We start from the raw sequence: 17,871 nt of genomic DNA on the forward strand, positions 1-17,871 counted from the left end.
ATCTCTTTTCTTTTATTCGGACTTTCTCTCTTTTTCCCCGTCACCCTTTTAGCGGCTGTTTCCGCAGATATGACAAATTTACAACACACTTCATTAAAAAATACAAACTTGCACCCCTCGAAAAAACAGTTAAAGAAAGCATCATAAAATTCTATAATTAAAAGCGTTAGTATGCATAAATAAGTTGAAAAAGGTTCTCCGGTTTGTTTTAGTATCAAGCAGAAGGATTACCGGCATCTGCAAATCTCCGTTAAAACTGGTCTCCGGTAGGAGTCATTCCCGCATGTTTTAAGCGGGAATCCAGGGGGCAGGGTGTATTTAATCCTTTACCAGCCCTCCTCTGGTTTCCTCCCGATTTCATCGGGACGGAAAAGACAGAAAAGTAATCTAATACAGAATATCTGAATAAAACATCTTCGACTTTATAACTTTATGAACTTTATAACTTTATAAACTTTATAGACTTTATAACTTTATAAACTTTACAACTTTATAGACTTTACAAACTTTATAACTTTATAAACTTTACAACTTTATTCCCTTGACTTAATGCCATTACATTTTTAATTTAAATAGAAAAACAGATCCCGAAAAACCGGAGTATAATTCGTGAAATATTTCAGAACCCAAAGTTTAATTCTAATTTTTACAGCTGTTGTTCTATTCACTGTTTCCTGCAGTATCATGCCTGACAACTCTTACAGCGTCAGAAACCGCTATAATCCTCATTCAGGAATTAAAACTGCTGCCGAATCATTCCTCGGAGTTCCCTACAGATACGGGGGAAAAGACAGGTATGGAATGGACTGTTCCGGGCTTGTTGTTGCAGTTTTCAAAAAAGCTTTTAGACTGGAACTTCCCCACAGTTCCCATAAACTTTTTAAACTTGGGAAAGATGTGGAAATTCAGAATCTTAAAACCGGAGACCTTGTTTTTTTCCGGTCAAAAACAGCAATGATTTCACACGTTGGAATATATCTCGGTAAAAATATTTTTATACACGCATCATCTTCAAGAGGAGTGATAGAATCTAATCTTACATCTCCATATTACAGAAAAAGATTTATAGGTGCAAAAAGAATTGTACTATCTGATATCAACACATCTATGTAAAAAATACAAATATTACCGCTTATCAACTATCCGAGTACAGTCAGATTAGCATACTCAACAAGAAATTTCTTCTTTGTTCCCTCATCAAAAAGCACAGTTACTGTTTGATGTGTACCCTTTCCCCCTGATTCAATCACTCTTCCTTCTCCGAACAATTTATGGCTAACACGTGTATCCCTTTGCAGCCTTGACGGTTCCTGAGAAAATGTTTCTGCATCAGAAGAAGAATTGAATCCTTTTTTTAATGCAGGGCGTGTCCCTGTTTGTTTAAATCCGCTTCTGAATCTTTTGGGGTTAATACCTCTTATTTCAACTACATCGGAATCAATCTCATCTAAAAATCTGGACTGCACTGAAACTTTAAATTCATTGAACCTTCTTCTTTCATTGGCCCAAAAAATGTATACTTTTTGTTTTGCTCTTGTAAGCCCCACATAAAAGAGCCTTCTCTCCTCTTCAAGTGCATCAGGATCCTCTATGCTTCTCACAAGCGGGAAAAGCCCCTCTTCACAGCCTGTAATCATTACAACGGGAAATTCCAGCCCTTTTGCGCTGTGCAGAGTCATAAGAGTAATTGCATTAGCTTTACTGTCCCATGAATCTATATCATTGACGAGAGATACCTCTTCGAGAAATCCTGAAATTGTCGAAGACTCATTACGCATTACATATTCATCAACAGATGACAGCAGCTCGTGTATATTTTCCGCCCTGCTCTGGCTCTCCTGACTGATATCTTTTTTATACATCAGCAGCATACCTGTTTCATCAGTCAATGCATGTACAAGTTCGTCAGGCTTGAACTTATCCCTTAATGCCATATATTTTGAGATAAGATCATAAAATGCTTTTATCCCTGTTTTTATTCTGTCAGATATTGAATTTATTTCTTCTGCCATTGCGGACGCCTCAAGAAGAGAGATATCCTTTTCTTTTGCAAACTCTTCCAGTTTTCCGAGAGAAACCTTGCCAATGCCTCTATAAGGAAAATTAACAACACGCCTGAAACTTACATCATCTTTCGGATTTACAACTAATTTCAGATATGCAAGAAGGTCCTTTACTTCCTTACGTTCATAAAATCTTATTCCGCCTACAATAACGTATGATATTCCGCTTCTTCTTAAAGCATCTTCAAGAACACGGGACTGAGCATTTGTCCTGAAAAGGATAGCAAAATCATTAAACGTCCTTTTTCTTTTAAATATCTCGTTATGAATCTTTTCCACCACACTACGGGCTTCTTCATGTTCATTACGAGTTTCAACAACATCTATCTTCTCCCCCTGATCGTTTTCGGACCAGAGGGTTTTACCTTTTCGCCCTTTATTGTTGGCTACTACTGAAACAGCGCCTTTTAAAATATTTTTTGTTGATCTGTAGTTCTGCTCAAGCCTGTAAACTGCCGAACCTGAAAAATCCTTTTCAAATTCAAGGATATTTCTTATATCAGCCCCTCGCCACCTGTATATGGACTGGTCATCATCTCCCACAACACAAATATTATTATGAGCCTGGCCGAGAAGCCTGATTAACTGATACTGGGCTCTGTTCGTGTCCTGGTACTCATCAACAAGTATATAACGGAACCGCTCCTGGTAGCTTTTCAGGATATCTTCTCTTTTTGTAAAAAGTAAAATCGGTACAGTGATTAGATCATCAAAATCAAATCCGTTATTTTTTCTCAACCTAATCTGGTACAGGGGATAAATTTTTGCAACCATTTCTTCAAAAAGAGTAGATGCCCGCTCGGAAAATATTTCGGGAGGAACAAGGCTGTTCTTTGCCTTGCTTATTGTGGATAGTATGGCAGATACGGAATATTTCTCTCCGCCTGTCAGGGTATCGTTTATTATGGTTTTGATAATCTTCTCCTGATCTTCTCTGTCATAAATAACAAAATCAGAAGTGTATCCTATTGCAGAGGCCTCTCTCCTTAGAATTCGGGAAAAGATAGAATGAAAAGTTCCTATCCACAAACCCTCGCTTTGCGGTACAAGAGCCTTAATTCTCTCCTTCATTTCTCCTGCAGCTTTCTTTGTGAAAGTAACTGCCAGAATGTTCTGCGGAGGCACTTTTCTTTCTGAAATAAGATGAGCTATCCGCATTGTAAGAACTCTTGTTTTTCCGCTTCCCGCACCTGCCAGAACCATAACCGGGCCGTCACCTGCCAGAACCGCATCCCGCTGCTCATTATTCAGCGTTTTCAGAATATCTTTCACAAAAACCTCTTTAGGGGTAAAAATTATTTATAAAGCCGACGGACTCTTTTCCTTATTGTGTCAAATTTATTCTTGGCCCGTAAGTGTTCTGTCATTGTTTTGGAAAAAGTGTGCGACCCGTCACCGTCTGCAACCATGTAGAGATAGCGGCTGCTATCCGGATACAGTGCTGCAATAATTGATTCTTTACCAGGATTATTTATGGGTCCGGGAGGTAATCCTGCATGGATATAGGTATTGTAAGGGGAATTAATCTGAAGGTCATCTTTCAAAAGACGCCTCGGCCCGTCAGGAATAATGTACTGGATCGTGGGATCAGCCTGAAGGCGCATGCCTCTTTTTAATCTGTTATGATAAAGCGCAGAGATTGTTTTTCGCTCTGAATCTACCTGTGCTTCACCTTCGATTATTGATGCAAGTGTCATGGCCTCATGAACTGTCATGCCCATTTTTGCCGCTCTTGTTTTAAGGGCACTATTAAAAACCTGTTTCCACTGTCGAACCATACGTTTTATGACTTCTTCCGCATCAACTGTACGGCTGAATCTGTATGTATCAGGGTATAGATATCCTTCTAAAGAATGGGCATTAATACCAACTAATCTGCACAGGGAATCGCTCATCACCAATTTCATAAAATATCCGGGATTAATATTAAACTTTTCTTTCAGCAATTCAGCCATCTCTGCAGCTCTCATTCCTTCGGGGAATGTAATCTTTTCAGTTATGACCCTTCCTTTATATAATTTCTCAGCAATTGAATAATTGTTCAATCTTCCGAAAAATTCATAATCTCCTGCCTGCAGTTTCTTTGATATTCCAAGCAGTTTGACAGCTATAACAAACTTCTTTTTATTTGAAATAAGGCCTTTATTTATAAGTGTATCAGCTATCTGTACCGGAGCCATACCAGGAAGGACTTTTATTTCAACTCCTGATTTTTTTCTTACTTCTGCTGTCGGATAAAAAAGTACATAAAAAAATGAAACTATCACAACACAAAGAATTATTAATACTGAAAAAGCATACTCCCTCTTTCTGATATATTTTAAAAAATTCTCAACCTGCCTCATTTATCCTCCGTTTTAGCCATCGCCCTGATCCGGGTATCCGGTTTTATAGAAATTTGTACCGGGGAAAGCATCTATCAGCTCTATAACAAAATCACACTCATTTCTCTTTTTAAGGGAATCAAGCAGGCTTTTTCTGCGGGCTAATCCCCCCCATGGAACAGGAGGGCAATGGCATAAAGAAACAGCGCCATTATTGCTTCCTGTAAAAATAACAACTATTTTATCTTCATGCTGCCCGAACAGCTCAGATTGAATCAGAAAAAACAGCCCCGAAAATATCAGGGCCTTTTTTAAATTAAGGTCTTTCATAAACGCCAAACAATTTACAATATTTCAACTATATTGTCAACCGGAAATCTCAATATTTATTAGAATAAACAAATAAAAAAGCCCGGCATTGTACAAGCAGGGCTGAATAAAATCAATATGTGACAGAACTTAATTGACAAGCTTATGTAATTGCGGGCGCGGATCACGTACAGGTTTAAATCTTTTTGATTCGCCTTCTCTTTCCAGAAAATCGAGGCGTCTCGCAATTGTTTGTGTTTCCCTAATTATCTTGGTTTTTGAAGAACTTGTAAACAGTGCCATTCCAAGTACTCCTGCAATTCCGCCGATAATAAATGCTGCCAGGTATCCTAACATAATTTCCCCGTTTCTTATTTCTAATATGAACACATTTTCTGCTTTATCTTCTTTTTTTATTTGCAAAAAACGAGCCATAAATTTTAATATCTTTCATGTTTGCTGCATATCAAGTGCTTTATCTTAATTCATACTTGGCAGTACCCGTCTAACATACTGTTTTAACTATGATTAGTTGTGGTAATTATTTCAGCCTCACATTTATTTTATTAATATAAATAAAATTCAGGCTTGAGAAAAAAAGTAGTCCGCTACAAAATTTTCCCCTAGTTTGAATATTGAGAAGGAATTTCCTGCCTATTTGAATTTTTCTTTAAAACTATCCTCTATCTCTTAAAGTGTATTATGAGAACCGGATTAACTGAAGCATTTCATATTCGGTACCTGATTCTCCTTTGGCAGGATCTGTTTTATTTCAGATAATTACCCTTATTTTGTTTAACATTAAAACAGACGCATTAATGCGCCTGTTTTAATGTTAATTTCAATCCTCGTTCTTTAATTTCCGCCCAAATTAAGAGAAGAAATATCCATTAAATAAAGTGTTAACTTTCTCTCGCCTGGTTTCGCCCCTCTGCTGGAAGAAAATGTTAAAAGTTTTCCATCCGGCGATATTACAGGGAAACCGTCAAAAGCTTTATTAAATGTCAGTTGTTTTTGTTCCCCGGTTTTCATATTCATCAGGAAAATTTCATAATTATGCGGCGGAAGCACTTTAACAAAGACAAAATGGATCCCGTCCGGAGCAGGAAAAGGAGACCAGTTTGTTGTTTCAGCATCTGTAAGTTGTTTACAATTCGTACCGTCATCATTCACTGTAAAAATTGCCATGGGTATACCGCGCTGTCCCTGGTCTGTAATCTTCCAGGCACGGTAAATAATTGTTTTATTGTCCGGCAAATAGAACGCTCCGCCCTCCTGCCATATCGGTGTATGTGTAATCTGCCGCTGATTACTTCCGTCGGGATCCATCAGCCACAAATCCATTTTACCGTCAATCTGACGTCCGAATAAAATCTTTGTTGCGTCAGGAGAATAGGCTACTTCTGCATCGTAATACAAATTATCCGTTAATCTTTTTACGTTATTTCCATCAAGGTCGGAAATATATAATTCTGCACCTTTGGGATAATCTTCCGGCTTTGAATAATCTCCCTTATTCTTTAAATCCAGGTGATCCCTCGTGGAAGTCCAGATGATGCTCTTACCATCAGGATGATAAAATGTGCATGCGTCTTCACCTCTGTCATTTATTCTTTTTATATCAGTGCCGTCCAAATTCAGAGTATACACTAAAAAGGTTGAATCGCCTTCCATCTTTGCGTCACAGATTAATCGTTTTCCGTCCGGAGAAAAATATGCTTCCGCAGCCTGGGGAACATTCGGTATTCTCCAGACCTTTAATTCTTTCTTCTCTGTTTGCGCTGTTTTCTTCTGTTCTGACTTACAGCCGGATAGCATAATCATAATGCCGAGGAATAAAACAGCCGTAATTCTTTTTGATAGATTCATCACTTTCTCCTTCTCAAAATTACATGCCTTAATTAATTATATTTAAACTACCTCTCCGATAAAATCATTTCTCCCGAATTCTCTTTACCATCTCTTAAATAAACAAAACTGATCTTAACACCCGGCTCATAGGATTTTAACGCGTTGGAATAATCCCTCAGATTGTCAACTTTGTATTTGCCGAGTTTGACAATGATATCACCTTTTTTCAGTCCGGCCTTCTGTGCTGCTGAGCCTTCGGAAACGCCGGCCAGTTTTACGCCTTTGCCTGAATAGGCAAAATCAGGCATACTGCCGGTTCCGGCGCTCCGTTTACTGCTTTTGGGCCTCACCTGAACCGCCTGTTTTTTAACCGCCTTGAATGTTAAAGGCTCTTCTCTTTCCGCGAGATACAGAATTCCTTCTCTGACAAAAGAAGCCACCTTCACCATTCCGGCTGCATCAATTTTATCAGATGTATCAGAAGGACGGTGGTAATCGCTGTTGGCCCCGGAGAAAAACTGCACGGCAGGTATACCGGCGTTAATAAAGGACATCTGGTCACTGGCATCAAGTTCCTGAGTTACCATTTCAGCATCAACTCCGGTAACATACCCGGCGCCCATGAAAACAAACTTCCATTCGCGGGCGCTTGAAGTATTGAGAACCAGCAGTTTATTATCAAATAATCTGCCGACCGTATCCAAATTCAGGTCGCCTATAATTTTGGCAGCTGGATATTTCCCGGCATTTTTGACGTAATGTCCGGAGCCGACCAAACCGTTCTCTTCTGCTGTAAAAGCAATAAATATAATGGTTCTCTGCGGTTTCAGAGATCTGCCGAGCAGCTTTGCCAGCTCCATCATAACCGCTACTCCGCTGCTGTTATCATCTGCCCCGTTATGAATCTTACCTTCATTGCCTTTGCGCACATCGGGCCAGCCCAGGCCGAGATGATCATAATGTGCACTGACTACTACGGATTCTCCGGCCATATCTTTATTTGTTCCGGGTATGATCCCGATAATATTCTTAATGTATCCCTTATCACCCTTTTTATTAATCACATCTTTCCATGATTGGAAATATGTTCCGTTATCTCCGCCCGGCACGAGCCCCGCTTTTTTAAAATGTTCTGCGATAAATTCTGCGGCTTTTTCAATTCCCGGAGTTCCCAGGCCTCGCCCCTTCAGTTCATCACTTGCGAGAAATTTGACTGATTCAAGCATCCGGTCTGCAGAGAAAACAGGTGCAAGATAAGCAAGAGCCTTACGCTTCGGCAGTTCTGTAAATACATCTCCTGATTTATCTCCGATCTTCTTAACAAGAGGAGAATTTACCGCCCGCCATTGTCCCTTGGCTATATTAGTCGGTTCATCGCCTGTAAAAACAAGATAGCTGTATTTGCCGTAATGAAGCAGCTTTCTTGACAGGCCGTCAACAGCTTCCGGTTTCTCTATTGTTAACCAGGCTGCAACCGATTTATAATTTCCGGGATGCCTGACAGCCACAACAAAACTGTTTTGTCCGTATTTAAAATCGGATTTTGCCAGCCGTACGGAACTGCCGGTTATTTCAGCATCGTACCCGGCAATACCTTTTTCAATTATATCTTTATAAATATTTTCGCGTCCGAATATCCAGACTGCCTTATCGGCCGGTAAGTTGGAAATTTCCGTATCGAATTTAATTTCTATTCTTTTGGTCTTATCTTTAGCCCACTTCTCGGCCAATATTTTATAATTGTTCAGCTTATCAGGCCCGGCCTTTGACGGCAGAATAATAAGGATATCTTCCGAACCGAAAATTTTTGAAAGTGACGGCGGAATTTCAAAATAGTTAAGCTTCCTGAATAACTGAAATTGTGGATCTATCTGAAGAAGCCCGGGCTTCTTCTTAAAAAACAGATCATAGTTCTGATTTTTTACAGTCATGACGACTTTTCCAATTTTAACTTCATCTTTAAATGAAACAGCAACCGGTACATTTAAAACAAAGGCAGCTTCCTTCTGATTCTGGGTCAGGGTAAACTTCAACTTAAACCCGTCTTTTACTTTTTTAATTTTAACTTTGGATAAACCGAGCTCGGGAGCGCCGGTTCTGTCAATCCATTGCTTGAAGAAGGGTTTAAAATCTCTGCCGCAGACATCTTCAAAAGCAAGCCGGATATCATCAAAAGAAGCAAATTTAAATTTATTGTCTCTGTAAAATTTCTGAAAACCCTTGACAAAATTTTCATCTCCCACATCCTCACGCAGCATGTTCCAGGTCATCATGCATTTGCCGTAGCCCACAGCTTCGGAAGCTGCGTCATGGCGGGCAAGAAACTTGTTCAGAGGAAAATCATTCTGCGGTGTCACGTAATCGGTATATTTCTGAATTGTCGATCTTCTGTAATCCGCCCCCTGGCCCCGCTGTTCCTTTATCAGATGATCTGCCATATACACTGTAATGCCCTCACACCAGTTGCCGCTCTTAAAATCTACATAGACGCTGTTGCCCCAGTAATTATGCAGCAGTTCATGCGGATAAGAGGAATGAAGAATGAACGGAAAACGGATAATCTGCTCTCCAAGCAGGGTAAATGAAGCCATGCCGTAACCTGTCTCCCAAAAATTCTCGATAAGCGCGAATTTAGAGAAAGGATAAGGACTGATCAGTTTACGGTACATTTCAAGATATTGAGCAGTCGTTTCAAGATATTTATTGGCCAGATTTTCGTCAGGAGTACGCAGAAAAGCCATAACATCTACGGCACCGGCTTTGAGGATGTATTCATGAAATTTTGCAGCGATAAGATAAATTTCTTCCATGGGCTCAGGAGCATCCCAGGTTGTGATTCTGCGGCCGTTTTTAATTTCATGTTTAATCCGCCTGCCCTGGCTTACCGAATCCCAGTCTTCCGGCAGTACAGTTGTAAGTTCAAAGGAAACAGCCTTCTCATTAAACCAGGGAACCCAGTAAGTGGAGCCTCCGAGATAAACACCCTTCTCACAAATAATTCCCGGGGTCTGGCTGAAGCCCCGGGCGTATTCGGTGCCGGTATCAGCTATTTTGTAATTAATTTCACCCTTCATTTTAAGGGTAAAAACCGCATCTCCCGCCGGCTTATCCGCAAAATAGACTTTATACTTATTTTGAGTTATTGAGGAGGACAGATTAAAATCTTCCACATCCATCCCGAAATCCTTTGCCCTGATCTCACTTTTATCGAGCGTAATAGTAACGCCCGGTGTTTCTGAAGAAACTTCTAAGCTGCTGACCAGCAGAAAGTACAGTGTCTGATCCGCAGCCGGAATCGTAATGACGTCCGTTGATTCGATATAATGGTTAGCCGGATCAACTGCAGCCGTAATCCGGTGATTAATTGTCTGCTGCTGTGCCAAAGCTGAAGAAATCAGAGCCAGCAGAATCAGGGTAATTTTTTTTATCATTTTTGTCTCCTCATTTATAATTATTCAGGCCTTGCTTGTCAAATTCTCATACATTTTATTTAATACATTCTTACATATCTCCATGTCTTCGGAAGAAATATCTTTTTCGGCAGTGTTAATATTTATCTCGGTATGAATTATCAATTTTTCTTTTAAACTTTTTCCTTTTTCTGTTAAACAAATTAATTTTTGCCTTTTATCAGTGTTACCGTGCTGACGTAAAATTAAACCTTTTTTTTCCATATTGTTTAACAGGCGGGTTACGCTTGTTTTATCTTTGCCCGTAAGAGACGCAATATCCTGCTGAGGAAGCCTGTCCTTATTCCAGAGTATTACCAGTACAACAAATTGCTGGACATTAATATTTAAACCAGCCTGCACATAACTTCTGTTCAGATGATTGGTAAAAGCCCTTCGTACTTTTCCCACAAGGTGTGCAACTGATTCTCCTGCCATTAAATTTCTGCGCTGCATATAGCCTGCCCTTTAATTTAGTTGCGTATACAACCAAATTCAATATAGGCTATGTTTCCCGGAAAAACAAGAAAATTATTATTTCCCGCCTTAAGCCCCTCTCTATTCGGAGTTACTGTTCTTATTTCAAATCAAAGTACTAATGCTTTTATCGGAATTAGAAAACTTTTTAAACAGGTTTTAGCCTCGCTGATAAAAATTGAAACATTTCGCCTTACAATCCGTCGTATTTAATAGAGCCTATGAAAAAAGATTATGGAAATGAGCGAAATTTAGTAGAAAACGTTCTTAAAAAAGACAGAGAAGCGGTCAGATATTTTATCGACTCTTACAAACGCCTTGTGGAACATATCATCTGGCGAATGGTTAAACGAAGGGAAGAGAGGGAGGATCTGTTTCAGGACGTCTTTTTAAAAATCTTCTCATCTCTCGAAACATTCCGTTTTAAATGTAAACTTTCATCGTGGGTAGGCAGGATTACATACAACACCTGCCTGAATCGAATTAAAAAAAAGAAAGCGGCTCTTGCATCAGACATCTCTCCTGAAAAGGGAGATGATGACATTTTTATAAGCAGGGATAAGACTCACGATATTTTATACGAATCAGAAGAATACATAGCAATCATTAAAAATGAAATTATGGGAATGGAACCTTCGTATCGTACAATTCTTACTCTCTACCATATTGATGAACTTTCATACAGAGAAATAGGTGAAATAATGGACATTCCTGCCGGGACAGTCAAATCTTACCTTTTCAGGGCAAGGCAGAAGTTACGGCTTGCAGTTGAAAAAAAGTACAAGGGAGAATTATCATGTCAGAACATCTGACAGAATATGAATTGCAGAACTACATTGAAAATCCTGATTCTGCTTCGGGCAGAAAAGCTGCTGTTCATGTGGAAAACTGCGATACCTGCAAAGTAAAGCTTGAGGAATATTCTATTATATTTGATGGACTTACACATTCTCCTGACTCTTTTATTGATGATAATATCTGCAGTAAAATTGTTGAAAGTATTATTCCTTCTGAAAAAGTACCATTCTTCAGTACATGGAGCATAATACTTTTTTCAGCACTGCTCGGAGGCGCAGTTTTTTATACTGCTTTTCTAACGCATTTCTCGGCATTTAATATCTTCCTGTCCGGTATCTTTTCAGCAATTAAAGAAGCTGCAATACCATTTGTAATATTTGCAAAAAGCAGGAATCCCTTTGCATCTCTTACTATTATATCACTGTCCGCAATTATGCTTATAGCCTTTTTGGACACTATTGCCTCAAAAAAATTCGGGGCTGTGTCATCTATGCTCCGATAATTTTTGTTGCTAATACTGGTCAGAATTACTATATTTTACAAATTAAATTTAATACGGCGGATGTGATGAATATTATAGAGAAAATCGGATACAGCTATGTTCGTTTTTTTGTTAACCCTCAAAGAAAACGTAAAGCTGTAAATTTTAAAGACTCCCTTTCAAAAGCAGCCTCAATACTTGTAATTCCACGAGCAGATCAGACCAGGGAGGACAAAGAATCACTTAAGAAGCAGTTTAGCGATCTGTTTCCTGAAAAAAGAATTGATATTTTTACTCCTGATGAAGATCTTTTAATTTCCGGAAAGCAGCGGACATATCAATATACATCAAATATTAAAGACATTCTTCAGTCACAGACAATTAAAAACACAGCCGGATCAGGATTCGATGTGCTGATTGATCTGGACATGGATTTTAATCTTCCGGCAATATACTTGACAAGGAAGCTGAATCCTGAAGTATGCATCTGTTTAGACAAACCCTATACAAAGCCGTTCTACAACCTTAATTTCAACGGAGTAAAAAAAAGTTCATACGAAAATATAATCAGCGAACTGTGCAAATTTTTAAAAGGGTTTATGAATTAATTTCTATAAATATTTCGTCTCTGACGGAGTCCTTCCATCGGGATATTTTTCAATATAAATTTTCTATCCGTTAAAACAGCTTCAGCTGGTCTTTATCCTTTGAAGGCTTTTTTTTGTAAGAGATAATCTCCTGTTCCGTAAAATCACTGTCAATAAGTGAAACAAAAGGGCTTTTCTCAAGAGAAAAAACCCGTCCGAAAAGCAGCCTGTTTTTTGCCATAGTCAGATACAGTCTCTTTTTTGTTCTTGTCATTCCCACATAAAAAAGCCGTTTCTCTTCTTCAGGGTCGCTCTCCTGCCCGGGGAAAAGAGAGTAAGGAATTAATCCCTTTTCACACCCTGCAATTATAACACATTCAAACTCCAGTCCTTTGGATGCGTGGAGAGTCATCAGCGTAACTTTCTCGGAATCAAGCAGAAGATCATCAGCAGAAGAGCCTGTAAGTGCAAACCTTAAGAAATCTTCGTGGCTTTTCCCGAACCTTTCCGATATGGAAAAAAGCCTGCTTACACTCTCTTCATTTTCCTCGTTGGGATTGATATACTTGTCTGCAAGATTTTTCAGAAGTTCCTCTACCGGCATATCCTGATATTTTAAATTTAATCCTGAAGTTGACGGCTCAATTTTAATAAATTTATTTTTACTGAAATGCGACATTAAAAACTTTGAAGCGGGATTTAGAACAAAACGCAGAAGATACACAACAGAGAGCACGGGTTCTGTCATAAAAAAAGAGTTCTCCCCTGCAACTCTGCAGGGTATGGAGTGATCTTTAAAAGCCTTTTTAAGAGCTGGAAACTGCTTTGCAGTACGGCATAAAACAGCGCATTCGGAGAGCGGAACAGTATCTCTCTCAGAGCCCTGAGTAATATCACTGTCCATTGAGAAGAACCTTAAGCCTCCGGCAAGCTGCTCAATTGTTCTTGCAATAAATTCCGCCTCACTCTTTTCAGTCTGATGAACAGAGACTTTTATCTTACCCCCGTGATCAATGCCTGATAAAGTTTCATCTCCTCCTGTGACAGAGGAAGTAGCTTTAAGTACAATATCAGGACATCTGTAACTTTTGTGCAGGCGGATTACTTCTGCCCGGGGAAAATCTCTTTTGAAATGATCAATAAATTTTACATCCGCGCCCCTGAATCCGTAAATTGCCTGATTTGGATCACCTATAACAAAAATATTTGAATCCTCTCCCCCTGCAATTTTAAGGATTAAATCATACTGCATCCGGTTTATATCCTGAAACTCATCAATTAAAATCCACTTGTAATGATCCCTGACTCTGCTTAAGACCTGCTCATTCTCCGATAAAATTTTATTTGTTTTATAAATCAAGTCATCAAGATCAAGAAGATTCTCCTTGTTGAGATAATTTTCATATTTATCAAATATTTCCCGCACATCATTATCTGCGCCATCTCCTATTCCCTGTTTGATATTTGAGACAGAGTCCGACAGGCTCCTGACCTTTGTTTTGGATTCTCCGGTAATCTCTGCAATTATGCTTTCTGTCTCATGTCTGTGAATAACGGAAAAATTATCCTGCCTTGAGATGTACTCTGCAAATTCCTTTAAAACAGTATAACCGAATGCATGAAATGTAGCGACTGTTATTAAATCCGCCTGGGCAGACGGGATAAATGAACGAATCCGGCTCTTCATCTCAACAGCTGCCTTGTTAGTAAAAGTCACTGCAAATATTGCAGAGGGATCAATCTGAAGATCTCTGACAAGATAGCCGATTCTCTGGGTCAGAACACGGGTTTTTCCTGTTCCCGGGCCTGCTATAACCATACACTGGCCTTGTCCCCGGGTTACCGCTCTTTTCTGCTGGCTGTTTAATCCTGACAGCGGATTTTTTTCTTTTACAGTCTTTTGCAATTCTTTAGCAGCTGGTTCTTTGTTGTCTTTATGTTTGAGCCTGTTAAATTCTGCCAGATCAAAGGGGATCGGTTCTCTTACATGGGGCCTCAGCCAGGATGGCTCACCGACTGCAAAAAGAGACTCCTGATCTTTGTTTTTTACAGACAAAATTTCCTTATCTGAAAACACCGAAATTTTACCGTATTCACCGTCAAATCCTTCCTGTATAAAAACTCTTTTTGAACGCATTCTGAAAACCGCCTCAGAAAGAAGAGCTCCGGCTTTTTCTTCAATCTCCTCCGGAGGGACTTCAAGCAATATCTTAAGCTCCGGCCCCAGCTTCTTAAGAAGATTAAAATACTCTCTTGCAATAAATTTTGAATTTCCTCCGATTCCGTGAATCTCTGAAAGGACTTCCTTTAAAGGGATGATTGATGTATATGGCAGACGCTTATCACGTAATTCATAACTCTCTCTGTCTGCAAGTTGTGCTGCACGGTTCAGTACTCCTTCTGTTACAGGTTTTCCGCATTCAGTGCAGATTCCGTTATGTTTTAAGGACTCAAGAGGGCTCCACCTGATACCGCACTTTCTGTGGCCGTCAAAATGGTACTTTCCCTCCTGCGGGAAAAGATCTATTGTTCCTTTGAATGTTGTGCCGTCCCCTTTTTTGACTGCATCAACTATTCCGGTGTAAGATACATCAGTATCAAGAATATTGCTGTTTCTGCCGAGCCTCTCAGGGGAGTGAGCATCGGAATTACTTAAAAGTGTGTAAGAATCAAGAGTGGAATTTATCCACAGCATGGGAGCATCTGCAGAAAGGCCTGTTTCCACGGCATAGATGTATTTTGAAAGATCTCCGTAACACTCCTGTACAGTATCAAATCCCGATTTACTTCCCAGAACCGAAAACCATGGAGTCCAGATATGGGCAGGTATAAAAAGTATATGTTCCGAAACACTGAGAACAAGTTCGAGCAGGTCTCTGGAATCCAGGCCCAGAATAGGGCGGCCGTCTGAGGTTATGTTAAACTCGCGCTTTGCAAGCTCGGCCTGAATTCCCTCTGCAGTTTCAAAATCCGGAGCAAGAATCACATGATGCACTTTTCTGACCTTGCCGTTCTTTTTATAGATTGTACTGATCTCAGCACTTAAGATAAAAGAAACATCTCTGTCAAATTCAGCATCAGGCAAAAACGGCAGATCAAGGCGAAGCTTATTATTCAGATTGTAAAGGCCTGTACCTGTTGGTACAAGCTTCTCTTTAAGCTCCTTTGTCCATCCCGGATGAGTAAAATCACCTGTTCCCACTACCTTGATGCCTTTGAGAGCAGCCCAGAAATCAAGATATTCCGGGACAAGCTGTTTGCTTGTGGCAATTGAAAAGTGGGAATGTATGTGAAGATCAGCGATAAATTTCATTTTCAACCTCGATTTGCTGAAACATTATAAGATGTTAAACGTAGAATTTTAAACAAAACAGTTCAGATATAAATATAGTTTCCGCTGAGATAAATGACAAGGCAAATTACAAACCTCTTTGATTTTATCTTTGATTTGCTTAAAATTTAGCTTGCATTGTTCACAAATTTAAGAGTTACAATGCAGGTTAGTTCGATTTTGTTTATCTATCTCAAAAAAGTTTACCAAATCAGAGGAAATATGAAATATTCAGTTGAAGCCAGAGATGTAAAAAAGAAGTATGGCAAAGGTCATGCACACGTGGATGCTCTTACAAAAGTAACATTTAATATCAAAAACGGAGAGTTTGTATCCTTTGTGGGTCCGTCAGGCTCGGGCAAATCCACTCTGCTGAACATGATAGGCGGAATGGATACTCCTACATCAGGCTCTCTTATTGTGGGTGGAAAAGACCTTACAAAAGCCTCAAGAGCGGAACTGGTTCAGCACAGGAGATACACTGTAGGTATGATATTTCAATCATTTAACCTCATACCTGATCTGTCTGCCGTAGGCAATGTTGAATTTGCAATGATCTTCGGAGGAGTGCCGCGTAAAAAAAGAGGCCCTCTTGCTTCAGAGATTCTTGAAAAGGTGGGACTCAAAGAGAGAATCCTTCATACTCCGGGAGAGCTGTCCGGAGGCGAAGCTCAGAGAGTTGCAATAGCAAGGGCAATGAGCAACAATCCTGAAATTCTTCTGGCTGATGAACCGACAGGCAATCTGGACTCAAAAACTTCCTTAAAAATAATAAATATTCTTAAGGATCTTAATGAGTCAAAAAAAATCACTGTCATAATGGTGACTCACGACATTCCCCTTGCAGAAACAGTTTCCCACAGAATAATCCATCTTCTGGACGGTGAAATTGAGAAAGAACAAGGATTAAGGAATTTATAAATGAATATTACAGATATTTTCAGACTGAGCTTTTCCAATCTTAAAAGAACAAAGGTACGCTCATTTCTTACAGGACTGGGAGTAACAATAGGAATCGGCGCGCTTGTATCAATGGTCTCATTTGGTGTGGGAATGCAGAAAAACATCACAGATTCATTTAAGAAGAACGAGCTTTTTACAAACATATTTGTTACTCCTGCAAAAATTGATATGTCTTCAGGGCCCGGACATATTGCCTCTGCTTTTTCCGATGATCTGAAAAAATCGGAAATTCCTGTTCTGGATGATTCGGCAGTAGAGAAGATCAGGCACATACCCGGAGTAAAGGAAGCTTTTCCTGAAGTAAGTCTTGCTGCTATTATCAAGATTGGAACCAGAAAGGTAAAAACCAGAATAAAGGGCATACCTGTGTCAATGGGGAAATATCCTCCCTTTGACAAGCTGACAGCAGGCTCTTTTTTCAGTTCAGACACAAGTCTCAGCCTGATTTTAAAAAGATCCCTGCTCTATAAGCTCAAATTCCGTCTGAAAAATGATCTTAAAGGCAGCAGACTTACTGCTATTGACTCTTTAAAGAATTTTATTTCTGTTGATCCCGACACTCTGATTAATACAAAGGCGTACATTGTTACAAGTGTTATTGACATTAACAAAATCTCAGGTTTGGGTAAATCGTCTCCTTTGGGATTTTTCTCATCTCCGCCTGTTAAAGAGGTTAAAACCCCTGTCAGAATTTCCGCAATTCTGGATAAATCCACAAGATTCGGCAGTCCTTTTAATACAGATGCATACATGCCCATAAATGCTCTGGAAAAAATACCGCATATTGGATTTAACAGTGTGTGGGACATACTCGGCACATCAGGAAGAAAAAAGGGATTTGAATCTCTTACTGTAAAAGTAAATGAGATAAATGACGTTAAATCAGTATGTGCAAAGATTGATTCCATGGGCTTCGGTACAATGTCAATCATTAATCAGCTTGAAGAGATGAAAAGAGGGTTTATAGTTTTTGATACAATTCTCGGAGCAATCGGCGCTGTTGCTCTTTTAGTTGCTGCCCTGGGGATAATAAATACTATGCTTATGTCAATTCTTGAAAGGACAAAAGAGATCGGCATTATCAAAGCAATCGGAGGAAGCGAAGGAGAAATAAAGCTGATTTTTATTATAGAAGCATGCACAATTGGTTTTTTCGGAGGGATTTTCGGTATAGGCCTCGGATGGGTTGTGACAAAAATTGCAGGAATAATAGGTAATTTTTACATAACAAAAGACGG

General features: G+C 39.4%; 14 protein-coding genes. 6 read left to right on the plus strand and 8 right to left on the minus strand.

Annotated elements, in window-relative coordinates:
• Positions 1-609: 609 nt before the first annotated feature.
• The gene (locus tag J7K93_03850; GenBank protein ID MCD6116126.1) at positions 610-1,113 is read left to right on the plus strand and encodes a C40 family peptidase; all 504 of its coding nucleotides are present in this window, start codon (positions 610-612) and stop codon (positions 1,111-1,113) included.
• Between the two features lie 26 nt (positions 1,114-1,139).
• On the opposite strand, the gene J7K93_03855 is transcribed toward J7K93_03850, so the two are convergent.
• The 7 genes from J7K93_03855 to J7K93_03885 form a co-directional block, all read right to left on the minus strand.
• Positions 1,140-3,335 carry a UvrD-helicase domain-containing protein gene (locus tag J7K93_03855; protein ID MCD6116127.1) on the minus strand — a complete coding sequence of 732 codons (2,196 nt, stop codon included), beginning with the start codon at positions 3,333-3,335 and terminating at the stop codon, positions 1,140-1,142.
• Between the two features lie 23 nt (positions 3,336-3,358).
• On the minus strand, positions 3,359-4,408 hold the full coding sequence (mltG, locus tag J7K93_03860; GenBank protein MCD6116128.1) for an endolytic transglycosylase MltG: 1,050 nt from the start codon (positions 4,406-4,408) through the stop codon (positions 3,359-3,361).
• Between the two features lie 12 nt (positions 4,409-4,420).
• On the minus strand, positions 4,421-4,717 hold the full coding sequence (locus J7K93_03865) for a hypothetical protein (protein MCD6116129.1): 297 nt from the start codon (positions 4,715-4,717) through the stop codon (positions 4,421-4,423).
• A 129-nt stretch (positions 4,718-4,846) separates the two neighbouring features.
• Positions 4,847-5,053, minus strand: coding sequence for a hypothetical protein (locus J7K93_03870; protein ID MCD6116130.1), 207 nt, complete (start codon positions 5,051-5,053; stop codon positions 4,847-4,849).
• Between the two features lie 498 nt (positions 5,054-5,551).
• On the minus strand, positions 5,552-6,565 hold the full coding sequence (locus J7K93_03875; GenBank protein ID MCD6116131.1) for a PD40 domain-containing protein: 1,014 nt from the start codon (positions 6,563-6,565) through the stop codon (positions 5,552-5,554).
• A 47-nt stretch (positions 6,566-6,612) separates the two neighbouring features.
• Entirely contained in the window at positions 6,613-9,978 is a 3,366-nt protein-coding gene (locus J7K93_03880; protein ID MCD6116132.1) for a M20/M25/M40 family metallo-hydrolase, read from the minus strand.
• Between the two features lie 24 nt (positions 9,979-10,002).
• Positions 10,003-10,452, minus strand: coding sequence for a MarR family transcriptional regulator (locus J7K93_03885; protein MCD6116133.1), 450 nt, complete (start codon positions 10,450-10,452; stop codon positions 10,003-10,005).
• A gap of 242 nt (positions 10,453-10,694) precedes the next feature.
• Here J7K93_03885 and J7K93_03890 point away from each other — a divergent pair, with 242 nt between their 5' ends.
• From J7K93_03890 to J7K93_03900, 3 genes are all read left to right on the plus strand, one after another.
• Positions 10,695-11,285, plus strand: a complete 591-nt coding sequence (locus tag J7K93_03890; protein ID MCD6116134.1) for an RNA polymerase sigma factor — start codon at positions 10,695-10,697, stop codon at positions 11,283-11,285.
• Positions 11,270-11,773 carry a hypothetical protein gene (locus tag J7K93_03895; GenBank protein ID MCD6116135.1) on the plus strand — a complete coding sequence of 168 codons (504 nt, stop codon included), beginning with the start codon at positions 11,270-11,272 and terminating at the stop codon, positions 11,771-11,773. Before J7K93_03890 ends, J7K93_03895 begins: the two co-directional genes overlap by 16 nt.
• Positions 11,774-11,838: 65 nt before the next feature.
• Complete coding sequence (locus J7K93_03900) at positions 11,839-12,360, plus strand: hypothetical protein (protein MCD6116136.1); 522 nt, start codon at positions 11,839-11,841, stop codon at positions 12,358-12,360.
• A gap of 70 nt (positions 12,361-12,430) precedes the next feature.
• Here the strand turns inward: J7K93_03900 and J7K93_03905 are convergent, their stop codons facing one another.
• The gene (locus J7K93_03905) at positions 12,431-15,652 is read right to left on the minus strand and encodes a UvrD-helicase domain-containing protein (GenBank protein MCD6116137.1); all 3,222 of its coding nucleotides are present in this window, start codon (positions 15,650-15,652) and stop codon (positions 12,431-12,433) included.
• A gap of 240 nt (positions 15,653-15,892) precedes the next feature.
• Between J7K93_03905 and J7K93_03910 the strand changes: the two genes are divergently transcribed.
• Together J7K93_03910 and J7K93_03915 are read left to right on the plus strand one after the other, a co-directional pair.
• A complete protein-coding gene (locus J7K93_03910; GenBank protein MCD6116138.1) occupies positions 15,893-16,591 on the plus strand; it encodes an ABC transporter ATP-binding protein in 699 nt (232 codons plus the stop codon).
• On the plus strand, positions 16,592-17,871 hold a 1,280-nt coding region (locus J7K93_03915; protein ID MCD6116139.1), incomplete at its 3' end, for an ABC transporter permease. It lies immediately after the preceding gene.

Source organism: bacterium, assembly GCA_021158245.1.
In the GTDB taxonomy this organism is placed as follows: Bacteria; Zhuqueibacterota; QNDG01; order QNDG01; family QNDG01; genus QNDG01.